We start from the raw sequence: 21973 nt of genomic DNA, 5'->3' as shown, positions 1-21973 counted from the left end.
GAGCAGCGAGATGACGAAGCAGATCCACCTGGCCGCGCACTTCCCCGGCGTCAACAACACCACCGTGTGGAGCGACCCGGAAGCGGGCAGCCACATCGAGTTCAGCTCGTTCGTGCACCTGGCGCAGACCGCGGAGCGCGCGAAGTTCGACTTCTTCTTCCTCGCGGAGGGCCTGCGGCTGCGGGAGCAGGGCGGGCAGATCTACGACCTGGACGTCGTCGGGCGGCCGGACACGTTCACCGTGCTGGCCGCGCTCGCCGCGGTGACCGAGCGGCTGGGCCTAACGGGCACGATCAACTCGACGTTCAACGAGCCGTACGAGGTGGCGCGGCAGTTCGCGAGCCTCGACCACCTGTCGGCGGGGCGTGCGGGCTGGAACGTGGTCACGTCGTGGGACGCGTTCACGGGCGAGAACTTCCGGCGCGGCGGTTACCTGCCCGCGGAGGACAGGTATGTCCGCGCGAAGCGTTTCCTGGAGACGGCGGCGGAGCTGTTCGACTCCTGGCGGGACGGGGATGTGCTGGCGGACAAGGAAACGGGCCGGTTCCTGGCGCGCGACGATGCCGGTGCGTTCGAGCGGCACGATTCGCAGTTCGACATCAAGGGCCGGTTCAACGTGCCACGCAGTCCGCAGGGCCGTCCGGTGATCCTGCAGGCGGGCGACTCGGACGAGGGCCGCGAGTTCGCGGCGGCGACGGCGGACGCGATCTTCACCCGGCACGGCACGAAGGAGGCCGGGCAGGAGTTCTACCGGGATGTGAAGGGCCGCCTGGCTCGTTACGGGCGGCAGCACAGCGATCTGGTGGTCCTCCCCGCCGCGACTTTCGTGCTGGGCGACACCGACGCGGAGGCCCAGGAGCTGGCGGACGTCGTGCGGCACCAGCAGGTGAGCGGGCAGACGGCGATCAAGTTCCTGGAGCAGCTGTGGAACCGGGACCTGTCGGAGTACGACCCGGACGGCCCGCTCCCGGAGGTGGACCCGCTGGTGGGCGAGAACACGATCGCGAGGGGCCGGGCGAGCGTGCGGATGTACCGGGACCCCCTGGCGACGGCGAAGCAGTGGCGAGAACTGGCGGAGGCGAAGAACCTGTCGATCCGGGAACTGATCATCGAGGTCACCGGCAGGCAGAACTTCGTAGGGGCGCCGAACACCGTCGCGGAGAGCATCAACGACCTGGTGCAGGCAGACGCGTGCGACGGCTTCATCCTGGTACCGCACGTAACCCCGGGCGGGTTGGACCCCTTCGCCGACAAGGTGGTGCCCCTGCTGCAGGAGCGAGGCGTGTTCAGGACCGAGTACAGCGGCGAAACACTAAGGGACCACCTGGGCCTAAAAGCACCGAAGTCCTTTTAGGACGCGCCAGAAACAGAAAGTCCCAGGACCACCGCCCGGATCTCCCCCGCCCCTCGTCCCCAGCTGCACTTGGCGGTTGACTCGCCGGGTCAAGGGTGAGCTTGCTCATCGCGAAGCGACGCCGAAGGCGCCCTTGAGGCGGCGAGTCAACCGTCGAACACTCAAAAACGAGGGGCGGGGGTGGGCCGGGCAAGGAGGGCGGCCACGCCCGGCCCACAGCGGGTGACCACGCTGGGACTGCGGGGCGAAAGACAAAAGATCAAAAGAATGCCTCGCCGGCGGGCAGGCTCCAGGATGATGGGGGCCCGAAGGGATCTCACCTCGGGTGGGTGGTCGAGTTGAGTGATCATCCCGTCGCCTGCGGTTTGTGCATATCACTTTGAGGACCAGCCGCAAGGTTGGCATGTCAAGCTCCGGCGAGCACGAAGGTTGCGGCTGCTCCTCAAAGTGATGGTCCTGAATCAGGCGACGGGATGATCACCCAACTCTCGGGAATCTAACGATCCCCCTCTTCTTCGTCCTTCTGTGCCTTCTTCGAGGCTTCCCGCATCTCGATCACCTCGGTGAGCCAGTCGCCGGCTTCCCTGGCCACGTCGCGGACCGCGCCGGTGATGATCGTTGCTATGCGGCCCACGTGGGTGGCCGCCGTTTCGGTCAGCACCTGCACCGTGTCCTTGCCGCGTTCGAACTGTCCCACCATCGTGGCCCCCTAAGCTGCCTTGAGTTCCGGCTCAAGCGTAGTGGGCTGCTCCGGCTCACGCGCGCCACCGGAACCCGGCAGGGCGAGCTTCACGATCTTCTTCGCCACCGAGAACAGCTGCTTGTGCAGCGGACCCGTGTTGTACGGCAGCCCGTACTTTTCGCAGATTCCGCGGATCTCGGCCGCGATCTGCGGATACCGGCGCGCCGGGATGTCCGGGAACAGGTGGTGCTCGATCTGGTGCGACAGGTTCCCGGTCAGGATGTGGAACAGCTTCCCGCCCGTGATGTTCGCCGAGCCGAGGATCTGCCGCAGGTACCACTGCCCGCGCGTCTCCTGCTCGGTCTCGGCCTCGGTGAAGCTCTCGACGTCCGCCGGGAAGTGACCGCAGAAGATGATCGCGAACGCCCACAGGTTGCGGGTCACGTTGGCCGTCACGTTGCCCGCCAGCGTCAGCGGCGCGAGCGGGCCCGTGAGCAGCGGGAACAGCACGTAGTCCTTGCCGATCTGGCGCGCCGCCTTGCGCACCATCTTCGCCCGCACCTCGGCGAACTCCGACCATTTGCGCTCGCCCCGCACGATGCGGTCGAACTCCAGGTCGTGCAGCATCACGCCCCACTGGAAGATGAACGCCAGCAGCGTCGCGTACACCGGGTTGCCCAGGTAGTACGGGTGCCACTTCTGCGCCGGGTCCATCCGCAGGATGCCGTACCCGATGTCCCGGTCCTTGTCGAGGATGTTCGTGTACGTGTGGTGGATGTAGTTGTGCGAGTGCCGCCAGTTCTCCGACGGCGCCACGGTGTCCCACTCGAACTGCTGCGAGCTCAGCGCCGGGTCGCGCGTCCAGTCGTACTGGCCGTGCATGACGTTGTGCCCGATCTCCATGTTGTCGAGGATCTTCGCCAGCGAAAGCGAAGCGACGGCGAGCGGCCACGCGGGCGGGAGGTACATCAGCGCGCGGCCGGTGACCTCCAGCGTCCGCTGGGTCTTGATGACGTTCTGGATGTAGTCGACGTCCTCCTGGCCGAGGTCGGCCACGATCCGCTGCCGGATCGCGTCCATCTCCCGGCCGAACTCCTCGACCTGCTCCGGCGTGAGCCGGTCCTGCAAACCGGTCATGGGGATGCTCCTAACAGTTGATTTCGACGTCGCCGACGGGCACGGAGATGCACAGCTGGATCTCCTCGTCCTCCTCCGCGGACAGGTCCCCGGACAGCGCGTTGCGCACCGTGCCGCGGCTCTTGACCTGGGTGCACGAGAAACAGATGCCCATCCGGCAGCCGTGCTCGGGCCGCAGCCCCGCGGCCTCGGCCTGTTCCAGCAGCGGACGGCCGGAGTTGTCGGCCTCCACCTCGCTGCGGGCGAACCGCACCCGCCCCGTCGCGCCCTCGGCGTCGACGGCCAGCTCCGGCGGCGTGAACGATTCGGTGTGCAGTTGTTCACTCAACTCTGCGTAGCAGTCCCGCACCGCGTCCAGCAGGCGCCCTGGCCCGCACGCGTAAGCAGGCGCCCCGGCCCACCACGGCGCGACCGCGTCGAGGTGGTCGACGGAGAACCGGCCGCCGAGGTCGTGGCCGAACACCACGCGGAAGTTCGGCCGGTCCAGCGCCGAAAGCTCGTCGCGGTAGGGCACGTCCCGCCCGTAGTGCAGGAACACCACCTCGCCGCGGTGCCCCTCGTCGAGGAGCGTGCGCAGCATCGACATCACCGGTGTGATCCCGCTGCCACCGCTGATGAGCAGCAGCTTCTCCGGTCGCGGCTCGGGCAGCGTGAACTGCCCGTCCGGCCGGGAAAGCCCGAGCACCAGGCCCGGCCTGGCGTTCCGGTGCAGATACCGCGAGACCAGGCCGTCCTGCTTGATCGTGAGTTCGAGGCCGTCGTCGTACTGCGAGACGGCGGGGGAATAGCAGCGCGTCCGCCTTACGCCGTCGATCTGGACGGTGACCCGCACGTACTGCCCGGCGGTGAACCCGCGCCAGGCCCGGCTGGGCCGCAGGCGCAGCGTCACCGAGTCGGCCGTCCGCCGCACGTCCGTGATCTCGCCGCGGATCTCGCGGCGGACCAGCATCGGGTCCACCAGTTCGAGGTAGCGGTCGATGCCGTGCGGGGTGAGCAACGCTTCGGCCATCGACGCCAGTCTGCTCATGCCGCACCTCATTCAGTGAACATCTGTACACTCAATGATGACGGAAGGTGCCGGACGAGGCAAGGCGGGGGTTACGTAACCTGAGCACTGTGACGGCCGAACCGGTGACGCGCCACGAGCGCAAGGAACGCACCAGGCGCGCGCTGCTCGACGCGGCACTGGGGCTGCTCGCCGACCGCGGTTTCGCCAGCCTCAGCCTGCGGGAGGTCACCAAGGTCGCGGGCATCGTCCCGACGGCCTTCTACCGGCACTTCGCCTCGATGGACGAGCTGGGCGTCGCGCTCGTCGAGGAGTCGATGCGCACGCTGCGCGACATGATCCGCTCGGTCCGGCGCGGGCGGAACGCGTCCGGCGACATGATCCGCGAGTCGGTGCGGACGCTGTACGAGCAGGTCCGCGCGCACGAGAACCACTTCCGCTTCCTCGTCCGCGAGCGCTACGGCGGCGGGGGCGCGGTGTCACGCGCCGTGGCGGTCGAGCTGAAGCTGTTCTCCAGCGAGCTCGCCGTCGACCTGGCGCGGCTCGACTTCCTGCGCGAATGGTCGACCGAGGATCTGCACATGATGGCGGAGCTGATCGTCACCGCGATGCAGGCCACCGTCCTCGACCTGCTCGAAGCCCGGCCGCGCGACGCCGGAACCGACGAGCGCATCGTCCGCACGGCGGAAAAACGGCTCCGCCTCATCGCGCTCGGCGTGCCGAGCTGGCGCAGCAGGACTTGACTCCGGTTGCGGGTTGCCCCTTTGCTGATAGAACGGGAATGATCGCCCGGCCTCAGCGAGGAGGTGGTGCACCGTGGTCGAGACCGTGCCGCTGTCGGTCGGCGTCGTCCGCGAGTCGATACCGGACGAGCGGCGGGTGGCGCTGGTGCCCAAGCTGGTCGAACGGCTCGTCCGGCGCGGGCTGCGCGTCGTCGTCGAGCCCGGCGCCGGAGCGGGGGTGCTGCTGGCCGACGAGCTGTTCACCGCCGCCGGAGCGGAGCTGGGCGACGCCTGGCACGCCGACCTGGTGCTCAAGGTCTCGCCGCCGACGGCCGAGGAGGTCGCCCGGCTCAAGGCGGGCACCGTCCTCATCGGGTTCCTCAAGCCACTGTCCGATGTGGAGGGTGTCGCGGCGCTCGAAGAGGCCGGGGTCACCGCGTTCGCGATGGAGTCGATTCCCCGCATCACGCGCGCGCAGGCGATGGACGCCCTGTCCTCGCAGAGCAGCGTCGCCGGGTACCGGGCGGTGCTGCTCGCCGCGGAACGCCTGACCCGTTTCTTCCCCATGCTCACCACGGCCGCCGGCACGGTGCCGCCCGCGAAGGTGCTCGTCCTCGGCGCCGGGGTCGCCGGGCTGCAGGCGCTGGCCACCGCGAAACGGCTGGGCGCGCGCACCACCGGGTACGACGTCCGGCCGGAGGTGGCCGACCAGGTGCGCTCGGTCGGCGCGCAGTGGCTCGACCTCGGCATCGAAGCGGTCGGCGAAGGCGGTTACGCGCGCGAACTGACCGAGCAGGAACGAGCCGAGCAACAACGCCGCCTCACCGAGGCGATCACGCAGTTCGACGTCGTCGTCACCACCGCGCTGGTGCCCGGGCGCAAGGCGCCCACCCTCGTCACCGCCGAAGCCGTGCGCGGCATGCCGGCCGGCGGTGTCGTGGTCGACCTCGCCGGGGAGTCCGGCGGGAACTGCGAGCTGACCGAGCCAGGCCGGGACGTCGTCGCGCACGACGTCACCATCTGCTCGCCGCTCAACCTGGCCGCCGAAATGCCGGGGCACGCGAGCGAGCTGTACGCGCGCAACGTGACCGAACTGGTCGAGCTGCTGGTGGACGCCGAAGGCAGGCTCGCGCTCGACTTCTCCGACGAGATCGTCGCCGGTGCCTGCGTCGCCGGACGGGAAAGGGGAGAGTCCTGATGCTCGTGGAAAGCCTGGCGGTGCTCGTGCTCGCCGGATTCGTGGGTTTCACGGTGATCTCGAAGGTGCCCAACACGCTGCACACCCCGCTGATGTCCGGCACGAACGCCATCCACGGCATCGTGCTGCTGGGCGGGCTCGTGGTGCTGGGCCTCGGCGCGGACGGCGTGCTGAACAAGATCCTGCTGGTGATCGCGATCGCGTTCGGCACGATCAACGTCGTCGGCGGGTTCCTGGTCACCGACCGGATGCTCGGCATGTTCAAGCAGCGCAAGGACCGCGCCGATGACTGACCTCATCGCGGTCCTCTACATCGTCGCGTTCGCGTTGTTCATCTACGGCCTGATGGGCCTCACCGGCCCGCGCACCGCGGTGCGCGGCAACTGGATCGCCGCCGTGGGCATGGTGATCGCGGTGGTCGCGACGCTGCTGACGCCGGGCATGGGCAACTGGGTGCTGATCGCGCTCGGCATCGGAATCGGCATCGTCGTCGGTGTGCCCGCGGCGCGGCGGGTGAAGATGACCGCGATGCCGCAGATGGTGGCGTTGTTCAACGGCGTCGGCGGTGGCGCGGTCGCGCTCATCGCGTGGGTCGAGTTCCGCACCACGGACGGCTATTCCGCCGAGCCCCGCTATATAGCGATCGCGTCGTTGTTCGCGGCGCTCATCGGCTCGATCTCCTTCTGGGGTTCGCTGATCGCGTTCGGGAAACTGCAGGAGATCCTGCCAGGGCGCCCGATCACGCTGCGCGCGCTGCAGCAGCCGTTGAACATTGTGCTGCTGCTGGCGGCGGTCGGTTGTGCGGTGGCCGTGATCGCGGGCGTCGACGCCGAAGTGCTGATGATCGTGCTGCTGCTGGCCGCGGCGGTGCTCGGCTTGATGGTGGTGCTGCCGATCGGCGGCGCCGACATGCCGGTCGTGATCTCCCTGCTCAACGCGTTCACCGGGTTGTCCGCCGCCGCGATGGGTCTCGCGCTGGACAACACCGCGCTCATCGTCGCGGGCATGATCGTCGGCGCGTCGGGTTCGATCCTGACGAACCTCATGGCGAAGGCGATGAACCGTTCCATTCCGGCGATCGTCGCCGGCGGGTTCGGTGGCACGACGGCGGTGGCGTCCGGCACGCGGGAAGAACGTCCGGTGCGCAGCACCACCGCCGCCGACACCGCGGTGCAGCTGGCGTACGCGAGCAAGGTCGTCGTGGTGCCCGGCTACGGAATGGCGGTCGCCCAGGCCCAGCACGCGGTCCGCGAAATGGGCCAGCTGCTGGAATCGAAGGGGATTTCGGTGTCCTACGCCATCCACCCCGTCGCCGGGCGGATGCCGGGCCACATGAACGTGCTGCTCGCCGAGGCCGACGTGCCCTACGAGCAGCTCAAGGAAATGGACGACATCAATTCGGAATTCCCGCAGACCGATGTGGCGCTGGTGATCGGTGCGAACGACGTGACGAATCCCGCCGCCCGCAGCGACCCGAACTCACCGATCTACGGAATGCCGATCCTCGATGTCAGCGCGAGCCGTTCGGTCATCGTGCTGAAACGCTCGATGAGCTCCGGTTTCGCGGGAATCGACAACGACCTGTTCTACGAACCCCGCACGAGCATGCTCTTCGGCGACGCCAAGAGCTCGGTCGGCGAGGTGGTCGAGGAGCTGAAGAACCTCTGACGGATTACTTCTCGGCGTTGGAGAACACCACCGGCGGCGCCTTGCGGGTGGCGCGGCGCGGCGCCTTTTCGGCTGCCGTGGTCTTCTTCGCGGCCGCCGGCTTCTTGGCGCTCGCCTTCGTTCCCGTCGATTTCGCGGCCGCCGTTTTCGGAGTTTTCGCCGTCGATTTCGCGGCGGTGCTCCGGGTGGTGGCCGATTTGGTGGCCGTCGATTTCGCCGCCGTGGTCTTCTTCGGCGCGGCCGCCTTCTTGGCGGCGGGCTCGGCCTTCTTCGCCGCGGCGGGCTTCGCCTTGCTCGCGGTGCTCTTCGCCGGTGCGGTCTTCTTCTCCGCGGCCGGCTTCGCGGGCGCGGTGGCCTTCGCCGGGGTGCGCTTGCGGGCGGTGGTCTCCGCGGTTTTCGCCGCCGCGGTACGGGAAGCGGCGGGCTTGCGGCGGCCGCGGGTGGGCGGCGCGAGGCGACGGACGGGCCGCTTGCGCCCGCCGGTGCGGCGGCCGTGCTGGACGTAGCGCGCCAGGATCTCGCGCAGGTTCCCGGCGTTCTCGTCGGAGAGGTCGATGTCGTAGTCGACCCCGTCCAGGCCGAACCGGACCTGCTCCTGAGCGGGTTCTCCGTTCAGGTCGTCCAGCAACTGCACCGCGGTGTTCTTGGCCACCGAAAACCTCCCGTACTCGAATACTCCGCTGAGAATACCTCCCGGGCTTGCATGCGGCGCCCGCCTGGTGTGCGCTGGGCGCATGACCGAAGAGACTTTCGACGTGGTGGTGATCGGCGGCGGCCCGGTGGGGGAGAACGCGGCCGACCGGGCCGTGCGGGGCGGCCTGCGCACCGCGCTGGTGGACCACGAACGGTTCGGCGGGGAGTGCTCGTACTGGGCCTGCATCCCGAGTAAAGCCTTGTTGCGTCCGGGAAACGCGCTCGCCGCGGCGCGGCGGCTGCCCGGCGTTCCCGTGGGCGCCACGATCGATCCCGCGAAGGTCTTCGAGCGTCGCGACTCTTTCACCCACGGTGGTGACGACGCGAGTCAGGTCGAGTGGGCGCGGGGCGCGGGCATCGACGTCGTGCGGGGGCACGCGCGGATCACCGGTGAGCGAGAGGTCACAGTGGACGCTGACCGGGTGCTGCGCGCGCGGCACGCGGTGGTGGTCTGCACCGGGAGCGTGCCGAAGACGCCGGACATCCCCGGGCTCGACGAGGTTCCGGTGTGGGGTTCGCGGGAGGCGACGACGGCGAGCGAGGTCCCGGCGCGGCTCGCGGTGCTCGGCGGCGGGGTGGTCGGGGTCGAGATGGCGCAGGCGTGGGCGCGGCTCGGCGCGCGGGTGGACCTGGTCGTGAGCGGGCCGCGGCCGCTGCCGAGGTATCCGGAGTTCGCTGGGGACCTCGTGGTGGCGGGTCTGCGCGCGGACGGCGTTCGCGTGCACCTGGACTCGGGCCTCGTGCGGGCTTCCGAAGTGGACGGAGCGGCGCGGCTGGAGCTGACGGACGGGCAGACGCTGACCGCCGACAAGCTCCTCGTCGCCACCGGCCGTCGTCCCGCGACGGACGAGCTCGGACTGGAGTCGGTCGGGTTGAAGGCGGGCAGCACGCTGGCGGTCGACGACACGGGCCTGGTGTCCGAAGTGGACGGTGGCTGGCTGTACGCGGCGGGTGACGTGACGGGCCGCGCGCCGCTGACCCACCAGGGCAAGTACGCGGCGCGGGCGGTGGGCGACGTGATCGCGGCGAAGGCGGCGGGCGAGGTGGTCGACACGGCGCCGTGGAGCCAGTACACGAGCACGGCGGACCACTACGCCGTGCCGCAGGTGGTGTTCACGGATCCGGAGGTGGCGTCGGTCGGCCTCGCGGCGGCGGAGGAGGGCGAGCCGCACCGGGTGGTGGACGTCGACATCGCGGTGGCGGGCTCGGCCCTGCACGCCGACGGGTACACGGGCAAGGCGCGGATGGTGGTGGACACCGAGCGGGAGGTGCTCGTGGGCGTCACGTTCGTCGGCCAGGACGTCGCGGAGCTCCTGCACTCCGCGACGATCGCCGTCGTGGGCGAGGTGCCGCTGCGCCGCCTGTGGCACGCGGTCCCGGCGTTCCCGACGATGAGCGAGGTCTGGCTACGGCTGCTGGAGACGTACGGGTTGTAGGGGTTCCTCAGGAAACCTTCGCGCCCAAAGCGGCCTGCGCCGCTTGCAGCAGGGCCGGGTCGTTCGCCGTCGAGGGCTGGTCGAACCAGGCTGCCAGCACGAGACGCACCGTGGTGCCGTTGGCGGAGCTGAGGTAGGCCGCCGTGCCGTCGAAGCGCGGTGTGCGCGGCCACTTGCCCGTCTCCCCGGCCAGGTCGGTCACGCTGCCGCCGCCCGGGGTGTCCGCAGCCTTCTTGAACGCCGTTGCCTTGGTCGCGTCGGCGAAGGACACCACCGCCAGCGACACCGCCACCGGCCTGCCGCCCACCGTCGCCTCGAAGCTCGCCCGCGTCATGCTCGCGCAGCCGCCGTGCTGCAGGCTCACCTGCAGATCCCCGACGGCGTGCGCCGCGCACTGCGCGTCCGTCGCCGCCGCGCGCTGCACCAGCGGAATCCCCTGCACCACCTGCTGCGGCGGCGGGGGCGCGGTCTCCGGATCGCCCCCGCTCGTCGTCGCCAGCACGATCGCCGTCACCAGCAGCACCGCCAGCAGGCCGATCGCCCCGATCGGCAGCCACCGCACCGTCCGCGGCTTCTCCTGCACGGGCATCCGCACCGGCACCGCCGCCGTGACCCGCGGCACCGGCGCCGTCACCTCGATCGGCCGCGGCGGCGGCAGCTGCGGACGCGCCTTCACCGGAGGGCGCGGCGGTGGCGGCGGTGGTGGCGCGATCTTTTCCGTGGGCTCGGGCTCCGGCTGCGGAGGCGCGATCTTCTTCGTGACCTTCGGTGCCTGCTTCGGTGGCGCCAGCTTCTCCGTCGCCTCGGGCTCTTCCGCGAAGGCGCCGAAACCTTCCGCGCGCAACGCCTCGTCGGAAATCGGCGGCGCTTCCGGAGCCAGCGCCTTCAACAGTGCGCGCGCCTCCTCCACCGAACACGGCTTCGGCGCGGACGCGAGCGAGACGGTGGCCGCGAGCATGTGCGTCGCCGTCGGGTGCAGCACCCGGACCGCGCCTGTGACGTCGGCGGGCGGCTGGTCCACCTGGTCGACGAACGGCCCCACCGCGAGGATCGTGCCGATCGGCAGCTCCGCGGGCACCCTGGGCCGCAGCTGCTTCGCGATCGACTCCGCGAGCGCCAGCTTCGGCGCACCCGGGTTGACCGCGTGGTCCTGCGCCGGCAGCGGCCAGCCGTCCGCGCGCCACGCCCCCGCCAGCGGCGCTTCGAGCTTCATCGCGGGTTCGGGCAGGTCCACGCCGAGCACGACCACCACTCCGCGCGGCAGCACGACCACCGCGTCGACGCTGCGGACCGACGGGATCGGCCGCACCCCGACCAGCGCCACCCCGCCGACGACGGTGTTCCCCCGGCCGAGTGACGCGAGCGCCGCGCGGATGTCGTCGGCCACGCGAGACGGCTGTTGCCCGAGCCGGACGAGCCGCACCTGAACCTCCCCCTGACGGTGGCTGCTGGCTGCTTACGCTAGCGCGCAGTGATGGTCCACTGGCCCGGCAGTGTGAAAATCCCATCCTCCGTCTGCCCGGATTCTGGCGCACAGTGACCGTCGTCACTCAAGCGTGTGCTCCTCGTTAGGAGGACGGCTGCCCGCCGACCCGAGGAGAAGCCGATGCGCAGAAGATGTGCACTAGCCGCCGCCGTACTCGCCCTCCCGATCGTCCTCGCCCCCACCGCCACCGCGCAGACCCCGCTCGCGCCCGTTTCAGGGTCGCTGAACGCATTGCTGTCCACGGCCGCCCCGGCCACGCAGCTGACCACGCTCGTGCACGCCGCCGACGTCGGCACCGCCGCGCAGGCCGTGCACAAGGCAGGACTCACCGAGGTCACCCGCTTCGCCAAGATCGGCGTCGTCGCCGCGAAGGGTTCCGCCGCCCAGGTCCGCGCGGTCCGCCAGGCGCCCGGCGTGACGTACGTGGAGAACAACGACCCGCTCGTGGCGTACGGCAGCACGGGCACCACCGCCACCCGCAGCGCGGAAGCCCGCACCACCCTCACCGGCGCGAACGGCACGGCGCTCGACGGCACCGGAGTCTCCGTCGCGATCATCGACACTGGCGTCGACCCGACGCACCCGGCCTTCCAGGGCCCGGACGGCACGCGCGTGGTGCGCAACCTCAAGAGCCTGTGCCTCGACGGCACGGACACCTCGTGCATCGTCGACGTGCCGACGTCGCTCGACACCGACACCACCTCGCTCGGCGGGCACGGCACCCACGTCACCGGGATCGCCGCGGGCAACGCCCTGACCCTGCCGGACGGCACCCGGGTCGGTGGTTCCGCGCCGGGCTCGAAGATCGTCGCCATCTCCACCGGGCTCGCGATCCTCGTGCTCGGCACCGACGCCGCGCTGAACTGGGTGCTGGAGAACCACGCCGCGCCGTGCGGCGCGGGCGTGCCGGCGAGTACCTGCCCGCCCATCAAGGTGGTCAACAACTCCTACGGCCCCAGCGGCGGCGGCACGTTCGACCCGAACTCGGCCACCGTGCAGCTCCAGCGCGCGCTGGCCGCCGAGGGCGTGGTCACCGTGTGGGCCAACGGGAACGACGGCGGCGACGGCACCGAGAACCTGTCCAACCCGCCCGGTCAGGACCCGACGCCGGGCGTGATCTCCGTGGCGTCCTACAACGACCAGGGCACCGGCACCCGCGACGGCACGGTGTCCGACTTCTCCTCCCGCGGCCTGGCGACCGACCCGGCGACGTGGCCCGACGTCTCCGCGCCCGGCGAGAACATCCTGTCCTCGTGCCGCCCGTACCTGGTGATCTGCGCGCAGGGCCTGCAGCCGGAGAACGGGCCCGGCCCACTGGACATCGGTACCTACAACGTGATCAGCGGGACGTCCATGGCCACGCCGCAGATCACCGGGATCGTCGCGCAGTTGTTCCAGGCCGATCCCGCAGCGACGCCCGCCGACATCGAGAACGCGATCAAGTCGACGGCGTACAAGTACGCGAACGGTGCGGCCTACGAGTCCGTCGGCCCCTACACTTCCAGCTACGACAAGGGGACCGGGCTCGTTGACACGGTCGCGGCCGCGCAGTCCCTCGGCGCCTAGTTGCCGGTCGGGGCGCTGCCGGTGCGCCGGGAGCGCCCCACACGGAAGTGGTGCCTGCGACGGGTGAGGTTCGTGTGGCCAAATGGGTGATCACGGTGCACAATGTGCTCTAGCCGCACCAGGGCACAGCAGACGTTCGAGCTCGCGAGGTCGTAGGGGAAGACGCCCCTCGTCGAGTAGCGGAGGTCAGCAGTGAGCACCCGTGGAAACACCCGTGGTGTGGTGTACGTCCACTCGTCGCCGTCTGCGGTGTGCCCGCACGTCGAGTGGGCTATTTCGGGCACCCTCGGGACCCGAGTGGACCTGCGGTGGACGGCACAGCCGGCCGCCCCGGGCCAGCTCCGTGCCGAGTGCAACTGGAGCGCGCCCGCAGGCACGGCGGCGAAACTGGCCGCCGGGCTGAAGGCGTGGCCCATGCTGCGCTTCGAGGTCACGGAGGACCCCAGTCCCGGGGTCGACGGCGAACGGTACTGCTACGCGCCCGGGCTCGGCCTGTGGCACGGGCGGACGAGCGCCAACGGCGACATCGTGGTGGGCGAGGACCAGCTGCGTGCCCTGGTGAGCCAGGCCCGCGCGGGCGAGGCCTTCGCGCACCGCGTGGACGAGCTCCTGGCCACCAACTGGGACGAGGCGCTGGAACCGTTCCGCCACGCCGGCGACGGCGCCCCGGTCACCTGGCTGCACCGGGTGGGGTGAGACGTCGGGCAGGACACGGCCGAACATCGGGTGGTCGCGCGCGTAAAACAGCGTTAACCACTACGCTGCCGATGTGTCAGCAGTGCCGGCTCCCCCGAACGCCCATCGCTGGCTGCTGCCCGTCCTGGTCGTGGTCGTCTCGCTGATGGTCGGCGGTGGCCTGCTCGCCAGGGAGCTCTACCGCCTGCCGGACCAGCAGCCGGACGCCATTCTCGCGCTGCCGACCTCCACCGCGCGGCCGCCGGACCAGCAGCCCGGGCCCGGCACGGTCGAGCTGACGCCCGACGCCGCCGCGCATCCGCAGCACGACGCGATCTCGCAGCTGCTGCAGACGTACTTCGACTCGATCAACAACCGCGACTACGACCAGTGGAAGACCACGGTCACGAGGGCGCGCATCCAGGCGAAGTCGCGCGCGGAGTGGCTGAAAGACTACCAGTCCGTGAAGGACGGCAGCATCCTCGTCTACCGCATCGACACGATCACCGCGCAGGACCTGCGGGTGCTGGTGGGCTTCACGAGCGTCCAGGACGCGGCGTCGGCCCCCGCGGAGCTGCCCGGCGCCGCCTGCGTGCAGTGGAAGCTCAGCCTGCCGGTGACCATCGAACAGGGACACTGGCGAGTGGATTCCGTCGCCGGGTACACCACGCCGGAAGTCGCCCGCTGCTGAAACGGACGGCCGGCTCCCCGGAAGGGGGAACCGGCCGTCCTCGGGGGAAACGCTTACGCGGCGGTGAACAGCAGCGCCGTGTTGTGGCCGCCGAAGCCGAACGAGTTGCTGATCGCGGCGGTGAAGTCGCCCTTGCGGGGCTCCCCGGCCACCACGTCCAGCTCGACCTTCGGGTCCTGGTTGTTCAGGTTCAGCGTCGCCGGGACGATGCCGTGGTAGATCGCGAGCAGCGTCGCGATGCCCTCGACCGCGCCCGCACCGCCGACCAGGTGGCCGAGCGCGCCCTTCGGGGCCGTGACGACCGGGTGCGAGCCGATCGCCTTGCGGATCGCGTTCGCCTCGCCGATGTCACCGACGACCGTGGCGGTGGCGTGCGCGTTGACGTGCTGGACGTCCTGCGCGGTCAGCCCCGCCATCCGCAGCGCGTGGGTCATGGCCGCGACCTGACCGATGCCCTCGGGGTGGTTGCCGGTGATGTGGTACGCGTCGGAGGTGATGCCGTAGCCCGACAGCCTGCCGTAGATCTTCGCCCCGCGGGCCCGCGCGCGGTCCTCGCGTTCCAGGACCACGACGCCCGCGCCCTCACCGAGGACGAAACCGTCCCGGTCGGTGTCGAACGGCCGCGAGGCGTGCTCGGGGTCGTCGTTGTTCGTGGACACCGTGCGGGCCTGCGCGAACCCGGCGATGGTGATCGGGTGGATGCACGACTCGGCACCACCGGCGACCACCACGTCGGCGCGGCCGTTCTGGATCATCTGGTAGCCGTTGGCGATGCCCTCCGCACCGGAGGCACACGCCGAGGTGGGCGCGTGCACCCCGGCGCGGGCCTTCAGCTCGATGCTGACGTGCGCGGCCGGGCCGTTGGGCATCAGCATGGGCACGGTCAGCGGCGACACCTTGCGGATGCCGTGCTCCTCCAGCAGGTCGTCCTGGTTCAGCAGGGTGACCGGGCCGCCGATACCGGTGCCGATGGACACGCCGAGCCGCTCGGGCTCGACGTCGCTGTGCTCGTCCGTCGGCTCCGTGAAACCGGCGTCCGCCCACGCCTGCCGCGCCGCGATGATGGCGATCTGCTCGCACCGGTCGAGCCTGCGTGCCTGGACACGCGGAAGCTTCTCCGTCGGTTCCTCGGCGAGAGCCGCACCGATCTTCACCGGCAGGTCGAACCTCTCGACCCAGTCGGCCTCGATACGGCGGACGCCGCTGCGACCGGCGAGCAGGCCGTCCCAGGTGGACGCGACGTCCCCGCCGAGCGGCGTGGTGGCACCCAGCCCGGTGATCACGACGTCGATGTTGCTCATGTGACCTCTCCCCGAGGAATCGTGTTCAGAGGATGCTTACTTCGAGTTCGCCGCGACGTAGTCGACGGCGTCACCCACGGTCTTGAGGTTGGCGAGCTCGTCGTCCGGGATCTTGACCCCGAACTTGTCCTCGGCCTGCACCGCGATCTCGACCATCGACAGCGAGTCGATGTCGAGGTCGTCCACGAACGACTTCTCGGAGCTCACGTCGTCCTGCGCGACACCGGCGACCTCTTCGACGATCTCGGCGAGGCCGGCGAGGATCTCTTCTTTGTCCGCCACTGTTGGTTTCCCTTTCCTGGTTGTTCGGGCTCGATCACCCCGGCGGGCGGGCGCCCGCCGGGGTAAGTGGTATCACGGGCAGATGACGACCTGTCCGGCGTAGGACAGTCCGGCGCCGAAGCCGACCATCAGCACGACGTCGCCGCTCTTCACGGTGCCCGCCTTGCGCATGTGGTCCAGCGCCATCGGGATCGACGCCGAGGAGGTGTTGCCCGAGTAGCGGATGTCGTCGGCCACCAGCATGTCCTCGCGGGCGCCCTTGGCCCGCAGCTTCTTCGCGATCGCCTCGACGATGCGCAGGTTCGCCTGGTGCGGGATCAGCACGTCCACATCGGACGGTTCGAGCCCGGCCAGCTCCAGCGCCCGGAAGGCGATCGGCGCGATCTGCGTGGTCGCCCACCGGAAGACCGACTGGCCCTCCTGGTAGATGAAGCGGTGCTCGCGCATGTAGATCGTGTCCACCAGGTCGCCCGCGCTGCCCCACGCCACCGGGCCGATGCCCGGCTCGTCGGACGGACCGACCACCGCGGCGCCCGCGCCGTCGGCGAAGATGATCGCGTTCGCGCGGTCCACCGGGTCCACCACGTCGGTGAGCTTCTCGGCGCCGATCACCAGCACCTTGCCCGCCGAACCCGAGCGGATGAGGTCGGAGGCGACGCCGAGGCCGTAGCAGAACCCCGCGCACGCGGCGTTGAGGTCGAACGCGCCGGCGGCCTTGACGCCGATCCGGTCGGCGACCTGCGCGGCGGCGTTCGGGATCGGCGAGGGCATGGTGCAGTTCGGCACGATCACGGTGTCCACTTCGGACGCTTCGACACCGGCGTCGGCCAGCGCGTTGTGGCCCGCCGTGACCGCCATGTCGACCAGCAGCTCGTCCTTCTCGGCGAACCGGCGCTCGATGATGCCGACGCGGTCGCGGATCCACTGGTCGGTGGTCTCCATGATCTTCGACAGCTCGTCGTTGGTGACCCGCCGCTCGGGCTGGTAGCTGCCCACCCCGAGCACGCGCGTGGCGGCGGGGCCCTGCTTCAGGCGCAAAGTAGTCACAGAGTCTCCTTGACGGCCGGCAGTTCGGCCGGGGTCTTCAGCGCGACGGTGGTGGTGACCGTGCCCTTGAGCTGGCGCTTGACCAGCCCGGTGAGGGTGCCGGCCGGCGGCAGCTCGACGGTGGCGGTGACGCCGAGGCCGACCAGGCCGTCCATCGTGAGGTCCCAGCGCACGGGCCGCGTGACCTGCTTGACCAGCCGGTCGAGGTACTCCGCGCCGCTCGTGACGACGCCGCCGTCGGCGTTGGACAGCAGCGGGCGCGTCGGGTCGGAGACGGTGACCTGCCCGGCGTGGGCGCGCAGCGCCTCCTCGGCCGGAGCCATGTACGCGGTGTGGAACGCACCCGCGACCTTGAGCGCCCGGACCTTGGTGCCCGCCAGCGGTTCGGCGACGATGCGCTCGATCGCGTCGGCGGCACCGGAGGCGACGATCTGCCCGGCGCCGTTGCGGTTGGCGGCGGTCAGGCCGTTGTCCTCCAGCCAGGCGACGACCTGCTCCGGCTCGCCCAGCATGACCGCGGCCATGCTGGTGGGCTCGGCGGCGCACGCCTTGGCCATCTCGGCACCGCGGACGGCGGCGAGCGCGACGGCGTCCTCGGCGGACAGCACCCCGGCGATGGCGGCCGCGGCCAGCTCGCCGACGGAGTGCCCGGCCACGGGCGCGTCGGCCGGGACGTTCTCCAGCTCCTCGTAGGCCAGCAGCGACAGCGCGACGATCAGCGGCTGCGTGATCGCGGTGTCCTGGATGGTCTCGGCGTCGGCCTCGGTTCCCAGGTGCACGAGGTCGAGGCCGGCGCGCTCGGACCAGCGCCGCAGCTTGTCGCGGGTGCCGGCGAGCTCGAGCCACGGGGTGAACATGCCGGGGGCCTGGGACCCCTGTCCGGGAGCGAGGAGAGCTGTCACGTCTGCCAGGGAACACGGTCGGTGCGCTTGGTCGGCATGCTGGCCGTCACCAAGTCCGTGCCACGATTTTGTGGGAACCCTCTAAAGCTCGCGGGTTCTGCGGCATCCCGAACGAGAATCCCTTGTATGGTTCGGGCAGTGGAGGCAGTGAGTTCGCTCACCAGAGCCCGCGGGCGCGGGCCAGCCTGCCGACCATCAGCGCGATGCGCAGCACCAGGGCGTCCCGCGGGTCGAGCGGGTTGCGGCCGGTGAGCTCCGTGGCGCGGCGCAGCCGGTAACGCACCGTGTTGGGATGCACGAACAGCGTCTTCGCGCAGGTTTCGAGCACCCCGCCGGACTCCAGGTACGCCTCCACCGTCTGCAGCACGGTCGGGCCCGCCGCTTCGAGCGGCTGGGCGATCTCCTCGATGAGCAGGCGCTCGGCCTCGGCGTCGCCGGACAGGGCGCGCTCGGGCAGCAGGTCGGCGGAGCGGACCGGCCGGGGCGCGCCGGGCCACCCGACGACGGCGCGCAGCCCGGAGAGGGCTTCGGCGGCGCTGCGGTGGGCCTCGGCGAGGCTCGGCACGGTGGGACCAGCGACGACGGGCCCGTCCCCGAACGCGACGGCGAGCTTGCCGACGTCGTCCTCGGGCCCGCCGGCGACGACGATGAGCCGGGAGCCCTGGACGCTGAGCAGCACGGGCCTGCTGAGCCGGGCGGCGAGGCGGCGCACCTCGAACACGACGGTGGGCGGGTCCTCGGAGGACGGCGGCCCGGCGAGGACGGTCGCGGCGGTGGCGGGATCCCAGCCGAGCGCCGCGGCGCGGGACAGGACGGCTTCCTCGGCGTCCCCACGCACGATCCCGTCGACGACGAGGGCTTCGAGCCGGGCGTCCCAGGCGCCGCGGGCCTCGGCGGCGGCGGCGTAGGAGTTGGCGGTGGCGAAGGCGATCTCCCGGCCGTAGCGGAGGATGCCCTCGATGAGCGAGGCGCGTTCGGCGTCGGTGGCGGCGAAGGCGGGCAGCTCCTCTTCGAAGACCTCGATGGCCATCCGGACGAGCCCGACGGCCTGGCGGAGGCTGATCCAGCGCGACAGCTCCTGGGGGGCGCTGCGGAAGGCCTCGCTGGTGAGCTTCAGGGCCTCCTGCGAGTCGCGCAGCCAGTCGACGAACCCGGCGGCGCCGGTCTGGGTGATCATCAGGACGCTCGCCCGCTGGTCCGCGGGCAGCCGAGTGAACCACGGCAGCCGCTGTTCCATGGCGGCGACGCTCGCCGAGGCCAGCCGCCCGGACGCGCGGTCCAGCCGGCGCAGGGTCTTGGCGGAAAGGCCGTGGTGCTTCGCAGGCGGCGGGAAGGACCGGGCGTTCGTCTGGGTCATGATGCCCACGATCGTATGCCCGGGTACTTGCGGAATTTGCATGGTCGGTGGCGAACCTGGCGGTTGGTGCGGCCTGCTGGTGGCGAAGTTTGCGGGATCACACCCCTGGCCGCGGCCGAACCGTGCTCGTGCGATGCGCCACGGCGGTTTCGGGACGCCTGGCGCCGTGCTGGTTAATTTCCAACGCCCGCACGCCGGGTCGGGAGGAGCTCGCACCGTGGGGGTTTGGGGGGCTCGGCCCCCCCAAGTGCGAGGCAAGCGCAGGCCCATGGATGCGAACCGCGAAGCGGTGAGCATATGCGAGGCCGCCCGGCGCTTGCGGTTTGCGCTGCGCCGGGCGGCCTCATCTCCCCGGTCCCCACCGGTAGGTCCACTATGGACCTGGTTAGGTTTTCACCGCTACCTGACTCACCCGATCGTGCTGCGTCCAGGTCGTGAGATGGACCCGGACGGGGAATCACCGTCGAGCCGGAGGGGTTGACGAAGGCGTGAACTTCTTGCTGGAGCACGGACTGACCGTTTTCGGGCAGTGGATCTCCATCGCCGAGCTCGTGGGCCAGATCTGCGCGCTCGCCGTGGTGTTCCTCGCCGAGCGGCGCACGCTCTGGACCTGGCCGGTGCAGGTCGGCGCCACCGTCCTGCTGTTCGCGGTCTACACGTCGGCCCACCTGGGCGGCCTCGCGTCGCGGCAGGTCGCCATCCTCGTCATCTCGCTCTACGGCTGGTGGGCGTGGACGCGCCGCAAGGACCCGGTCTACGGCGTGGTCGTGCGCAAGGGCAGGCTCGCCGAGCGGCTGAGCATGGCGGGGCTCTTCGCCGTGGGCACCGTGGCGATGGCGCTGCTGCTCGACGCGCTCAACGCGTCGTGGGCGCCCTGGCCGGACGCCGCGATCTTCGTCGGCACCCTCGTCGCGTTCGGCGCGCAGGGGCTGGGGCTGGTGGAGTTCTGGCTGGTGTGGCTGGCCGTCGACGCGGTCGGCGTGCCGCTGCAGATCGCCTCCGGCCTGTACTTCTCCGCCGCGATCTACGTGGTCTTCGCGGCGCTGGTCATCCACGGCTGGTGGAGCTGGAACCGGTCGGCCACCCGCAACCGCACCAGGGTCACGGCAGCATCCAGCTGAGCACCGTGCTCTGGCCGACCACGATCAGGCACATCACGGCCAGCAGCCCGACGCTCCACGGCAGCACCTTGCGCAGCAGCGTGCCCTCCTCCCCGGGCAGCATGGCCGCGGCGCAGGCGATGCTGAGGTTCTGGGGCGAGATCATCTTGCCGAGCACGCCACCCGAGCTGTTGGCCGCGGCGAGCAGCTCGGGCGACAGCCCGGCCTGGTGGGCGGCGGTGACCTGCAGTGCGCCGAAGAGCGCGTTCGACGACGTGTCCGAGCCCGACACCGCGACCCCGAACCAGCCCAGCACCGGCGACAGGAACGCGAGTGCCGCGCCGGCGCCGGCGATCAGGTAGCCGATGGTGGTGGCCTGGCCGGACAGGTTCATCACGTAGGCCAGCGCGAGTACGGCGGTCACGGTCAGGATCGCGAGCCGCAGCTCGTGCACGGTCGCGCCCCATTCGCGGACCGCGTCCCGCGCCGTCACCCGCAGCGCGACGACGGTCAGGATGCCGGCGATGAGCACGAGTGTGCCGCCGGTGTTGAGGAACGGCAGCGAGAACGTGTTGCCGGAGACGGGTTTCCCGTTCGGCGCGGCGACGTTCAGGCCGGCCCAGTGGAACTTCCACGTCACGGCGTCCAGCAGCCGCTTGACCGGCGGCACCTGGCCCAGCGAGAAGATCACGATGATGAGCACGTACGGCAGGTAGGCGCGGACGACCTCGCCGCGGTCCTCCGGCCGGTCCAGTGTCTCGGTCGCGACGCCCGTGAGCACCGACGTGCGCACCTCTTCGCGGGCGGGTTTCCTCGTCGAGGGCAGCGCCACGAGCGCGGCCGTCCCGGCCAGCGCCGCCCCGATGTCGGCGAGCTGCGCGGACACGTAGTTCGACGCGGCGAACTGCACGGCGCCGAACGCGATGCCGCACACGAGCGCGGGCAGCCACGTCTCCCGCAGGCCGCGCCTGCCGTCGACGATGATCACCAGCAGCAGCGGGACGAACAGTGACAGCAGCGGCGTCTGGCGCCCGACGATGGACGACACGGTGTCCAGCGGGATGCCGGTGACCTGCGCGAGCGTCACGACCGGTGTGCCCATCGCGCCGAACGCGACCGGCGCGGTGTTCGCCACGAGGGCGAGCACGGCCGCGCGCACGGGCGTGAACCCGAGCGCGACGAGCATCACGGAGCTGATCGCGACCGGCGCGCCGAAGCCCGCGAGGGCCTCCATCAGCGCGCCGAAGCAGAACGCGATCAGCAGGCCCTGGATGCGCGGGTCGTCGGAGACGCGGCCGAACGAGCGGCGCAGCACGTCGAAGTGCCCGGTGCGGACCGTGATCCGATAGATCCACAGCGCGTTGACGACAATCCACATGATCGGGAACAGCCCGAACGCGGCGCCCTGCAGCCCGCTGGAGATCGCCTGGACGGCGGGCATGTGGTAGACCGCGACGGCGACGACGAGGGCGACCAGGAGGCCGAGGAGCGCGGCGTGGTGGGCCCGCATGCGCACGCCGCCGAGCAGGACGAGCACCGTCGCGAGGGGAAGGACCGCGACGAGCGCCGAAAGACCGAGTGACCCGGCGAGCGGGGCGAGCTCCTGCACGAACATGCCGACCTCGTTTTCGCGATGCGGAAAGCCGTTTCCGTCAGAGCGTTGAGATCAT

Annotated in this window: 21 protein-coding genes; 10 read left to right on the top strand and 11 right to left on the bottom strand. The window is 70.6% G+C overall.

What is annotated here, in order from left to right:
* Positions 1 to 10: 10 nt before the first annotated feature.
* On the top strand, positions 11 to 1354 hold the full coding sequence (locus tag FHX82_RS05935) for an NtaA/DmoA family FMN-dependent monooxygenase (protein ID WP_145934506.1): 1344 nt from the start codon (positions 11 to 13) through the stop codon (positions 1352 to 1354).
* 496 nt (positions 1355 to 1850) lie between these two features.
* On the opposite strand, the gene FHX82_RS05930 is transcribed toward FHX82_RS05935, so the two are convergent.
* From FHX82_RS05930 to FHX82_RS05920, 3 genes are read right to left on the bottom strand one after another with little or no spacing between them, the layout of a single operon-like run.
* On the bottom strand, positions 1851 to 2054 hold the full coding sequence (locus tag FHX82_RS05930; RefSeq protein ID WP_145936755.1) for a hypothetical protein: 204 nt from the start codon (positions 2052 to 2054) through the stop codon (positions 1851 to 1853).
* Positions 2055 to 2063: 9 nt separating this feature from the next.
* A complete protein-coding gene (locus FHX82_RS05925; RefSeq protein ID WP_145936754.1) occupies positions 2064 to 3173 on the bottom strand; it encodes a fatty acid desaturase family protein in 1110 nt (369 codons plus the stop codon).
* A gap of 10 nt (positions 3174 to 3183) precedes the next feature.
* Positions 3184 to 4200, bottom strand: coding sequence for a ferredoxin reductase (locus FHX82_RS05920; RefSeq protein ID WP_145936753.1), 1017 nt, complete (start codon positions 4198 to 4200; stop codon positions 3184 to 3186).
* A gap of 89 nt (positions 4201 to 4289) precedes the next feature.
* Here FHX82_RS05920 and FHX82_RS05915 point away from each other — a divergent pair, with 89 nt between their 5' ends.
* The 4 genes from FHX82_RS05915 to FHX82_RS05900 all read left to right on the top strand — a co-directional run bounded on the left by FHX82_RS05915 (position 4290) and on the right by FHX82_RS05900 (position 7767).
* A complete protein-coding gene (locus FHX82_RS05915; protein WP_145936752.1) occupies positions 4290 to 4922 on the top strand; it encodes a TetR family transcriptional regulator in 633 nt (210 codons plus the stop codon).
* A 73-nt stretch (positions 4923 to 4995) separates the two neighbouring features.
* Positions 4996 to 6099 (top strand): Re/Si-specific NAD(P)(+) transhydrogenase subunit alpha, encoded by a 1104-nt coding sequence (locus tag FHX82_RS05910; RefSeq protein WP_145936751.1) that lies wholly within the window; start codon positions 4996 to 4998, stop codon positions 6097 to 6099.
* The gene (locus tag FHX82_RS05905) at positions 6099 to 6392 is read left to right on the top strand and encodes an NAD(P) transhydrogenase subunit alpha part 2 (protein ID WP_145936750.1); all 294 of its coding nucleotides are present in this window, start codon (positions 6099 to 6101) and stop codon (positions 6390 to 6392) included. Before FHX82_RS05910 ends, FHX82_RS05905 begins: the two co-directional genes overlap by 1 nt.
* Positions 6385 to 7767, top strand: coding sequence for an NAD(P)(+) transhydrogenase (Re/Si-specific) subunit beta (locus FHX82_RS05900; protein WP_145936749.1), 1383 nt, complete (start codon positions 6385 to 6387; stop codon positions 7765 to 7767). The genes FHX82_RS05905 and FHX82_RS05900 overlap by 8 nt, the downstream gene beginning before the upstream one ends.
* Positions 7768 to 7771: 4 nt before the next feature.
* On the opposite strand, the gene FHX82_RS05895 is transcribed toward FHX82_RS05900, so the two are convergent.
* The gene (locus tag FHX82_RS05895; protein WP_183176494.1) at positions 7772 to 8419 is read right to left on the bottom strand and encodes a histone-like nucleoid-structuring protein Lsr2; all 648 of its coding nucleotides are present in this window, start codon (positions 8417 to 8419) and stop codon (positions 7772 to 7774) included.
* Between the two features lie 82 nt (positions 8420 to 8501).
* Between FHX82_RS05895 and FHX82_RS05890 the strand changes: the two genes are divergently transcribed.
* Positions 8502 to 9896, top strand: coding sequence for a dihydrolipoyl dehydrogenase family protein (locus FHX82_RS05890; RefSeq protein ID WP_145936747.1), 1395 nt, complete (start codon positions 8502 to 8504; stop codon positions 9894 to 9896).
* A 7-nt stretch (positions 9897 to 9903) separates the two neighbouring features.
* On the opposite strand, the gene FHX82_RS05885 is transcribed toward FHX82_RS05890, so the two are convergent.
* Positions 9904 to 11319 carry a hypothetical protein gene (locus tag FHX82_RS05885; RefSeq protein ID WP_183176493.1) on the bottom strand — a complete coding sequence of 472 codons (1416 nt, stop codon included), beginning with the start codon at positions 11317 to 11319 and terminating at the stop codon, positions 9904 to 9906.
* A 183-nt stretch (positions 11320 to 11502) separates the two neighbouring features.
* Between FHX82_RS05885 and FHX82_RS05880 the strand changes: the two genes are divergently transcribed.
* The 3 genes from FHX82_RS05880 (at position 11503) to FHX82_RS05870 (ending at position 14314) form a co-directional block, all read left to right on the top strand.
* Positions 11503 to 12948 carry a S8 family serine peptidase gene (locus FHX82_RS05880; RefSeq protein ID WP_145936746.1) on the top strand — a complete coding sequence of 482 codons (1446 nt, stop codon included), beginning with the start codon at positions 11503 to 11505 and terminating at the stop codon, positions 12946 to 12948.
* Positions 12949 to 13140: 192 nt separating this feature from the next.
* Positions 13141 to 13644, top strand: a complete 504-nt coding sequence (locus tag FHX82_RS05875; RefSeq protein ID WP_145936745.1) for a DUF3145 domain-containing protein — start codon at positions 13141 to 13143, stop codon at positions 13642 to 13644.
* A 73-nt stretch (positions 13645 to 13717) separates the two neighbouring features.
* The gene (locus FHX82_RS05870; protein ID WP_229881556.1) at positions 13718 to 14314 is read left to right on the top strand and encodes a hypothetical protein; all 597 of its coding nucleotides are present in this window, start codon (positions 13718 to 13720) and stop codon (positions 14312 to 14314) included.
* Between the two features lie 53 nt (positions 14315 to 14367).
* Here the strand turns inward: FHX82_RS05870 and FHX82_RS05865 are convergent, their stop codons facing one another.
* The 5 genes from FHX82_RS05865 to FHX82_RS05845 form a co-directional block, all read right to left on the bottom strand.
* Positions 14368 to 15615 carry a beta-ketoacyl-[acyl-carrier-protein] synthase family protein gene (locus FHX82_RS05865; RefSeq protein ID WP_145936744.1) on the bottom strand — a complete coding sequence of 416 codons (1248 nt, stop codon included), beginning with the start codon at positions 15613 to 15615 and terminating at the stop codon, positions 14368 to 14370.
* A gap of 36 nt (positions 15616 to 15651) precedes the next feature.
* A complete protein-coding gene (locus FHX82_RS05860; RefSeq protein WP_139099344.1) occupies positions 15652 to 15897 on the bottom strand; it encodes an acyl carrier protein in 246 nt (81 codons plus the stop codon).
* Positions 15898 to 15969: 72 nt separating this feature from the next.
* The gene (locus FHX82_RS05855; RefSeq protein ID WP_145936743.1) at positions 15970 to 16944 is read right to left on the bottom strand and encodes a beta-ketoacyl-ACP synthase III; all 975 of its coding nucleotides are present in this window, start codon (positions 16942 to 16944) and stop codon (positions 15970 to 15972) included.
* Positions 16941 to 17855, bottom strand: coding sequence for an ACP S-malonyltransferase (locus FHX82_RS05850; protein ID WP_221215648.1), 915 nt, complete (start codon positions 17853 to 17855; stop codon positions 16941 to 16943). The genes FHX82_RS05855 and FHX82_RS05850 overlap by 4 nt, the downstream gene beginning before the upstream one ends.
* A gap of 148 nt (positions 17856 to 18003) precedes the next feature.
* Positions 18004 to 19203 (bottom strand): PucR family transcriptional regulator, encoded by a 1200-nt coding sequence (locus FHX82_RS05845; protein ID WP_145936742.1) that lies wholly within the window; start codon positions 19201 to 19203, stop codon positions 18004 to 18006.
* Between the two features lie 488 nt (positions 19204 to 19691).
* Here FHX82_RS05845 and FHX82_RS05840 point away from each other — a divergent pair, with 488 nt between their 5' ends.
* Positions 19692 to 20324, top strand: a complete 633-nt coding sequence (locus FHX82_RS05840) for a nicotinamide mononucleotide transporter family protein (RefSeq protein ID WP_145936741.1) — start codon at positions 19692 to 19694, stop codon at positions 20322 to 20324.
* Here FHX82_RS05840 and FHX82_RS05835 read toward each other — a convergent pair.
* Positions 20305 to 21918, bottom strand: a complete 1614-nt coding sequence (locus FHX82_RS05835; RefSeq protein WP_145936740.1) for an L-lactate permease — start codon at positions 21916 to 21918, stop codon at positions 20305 to 20307. The two genes, FHX82_RS05840 and FHX82_RS05835, sit on opposite strands and share 20 nt — an antisense overlap.
* Positions 21919 to 21973 lie beyond the last annotated feature (55 nt).

The sequence above is a fragment of the Amycolatopsis bartoniae genome (assembly GCF_014191255.1).
Lineage (GTDB): Bacteria > Actinomycetota > Actinomycetes > Mycobacteriales > Pseudonocardiaceae > Amycolatopsis_E > Amycolatopsis_E bartoniae.
Note: the sequence above shows the minus strand (reverse complement) of the source record. Positions and strands in the feature narration are given on the sequence as shown.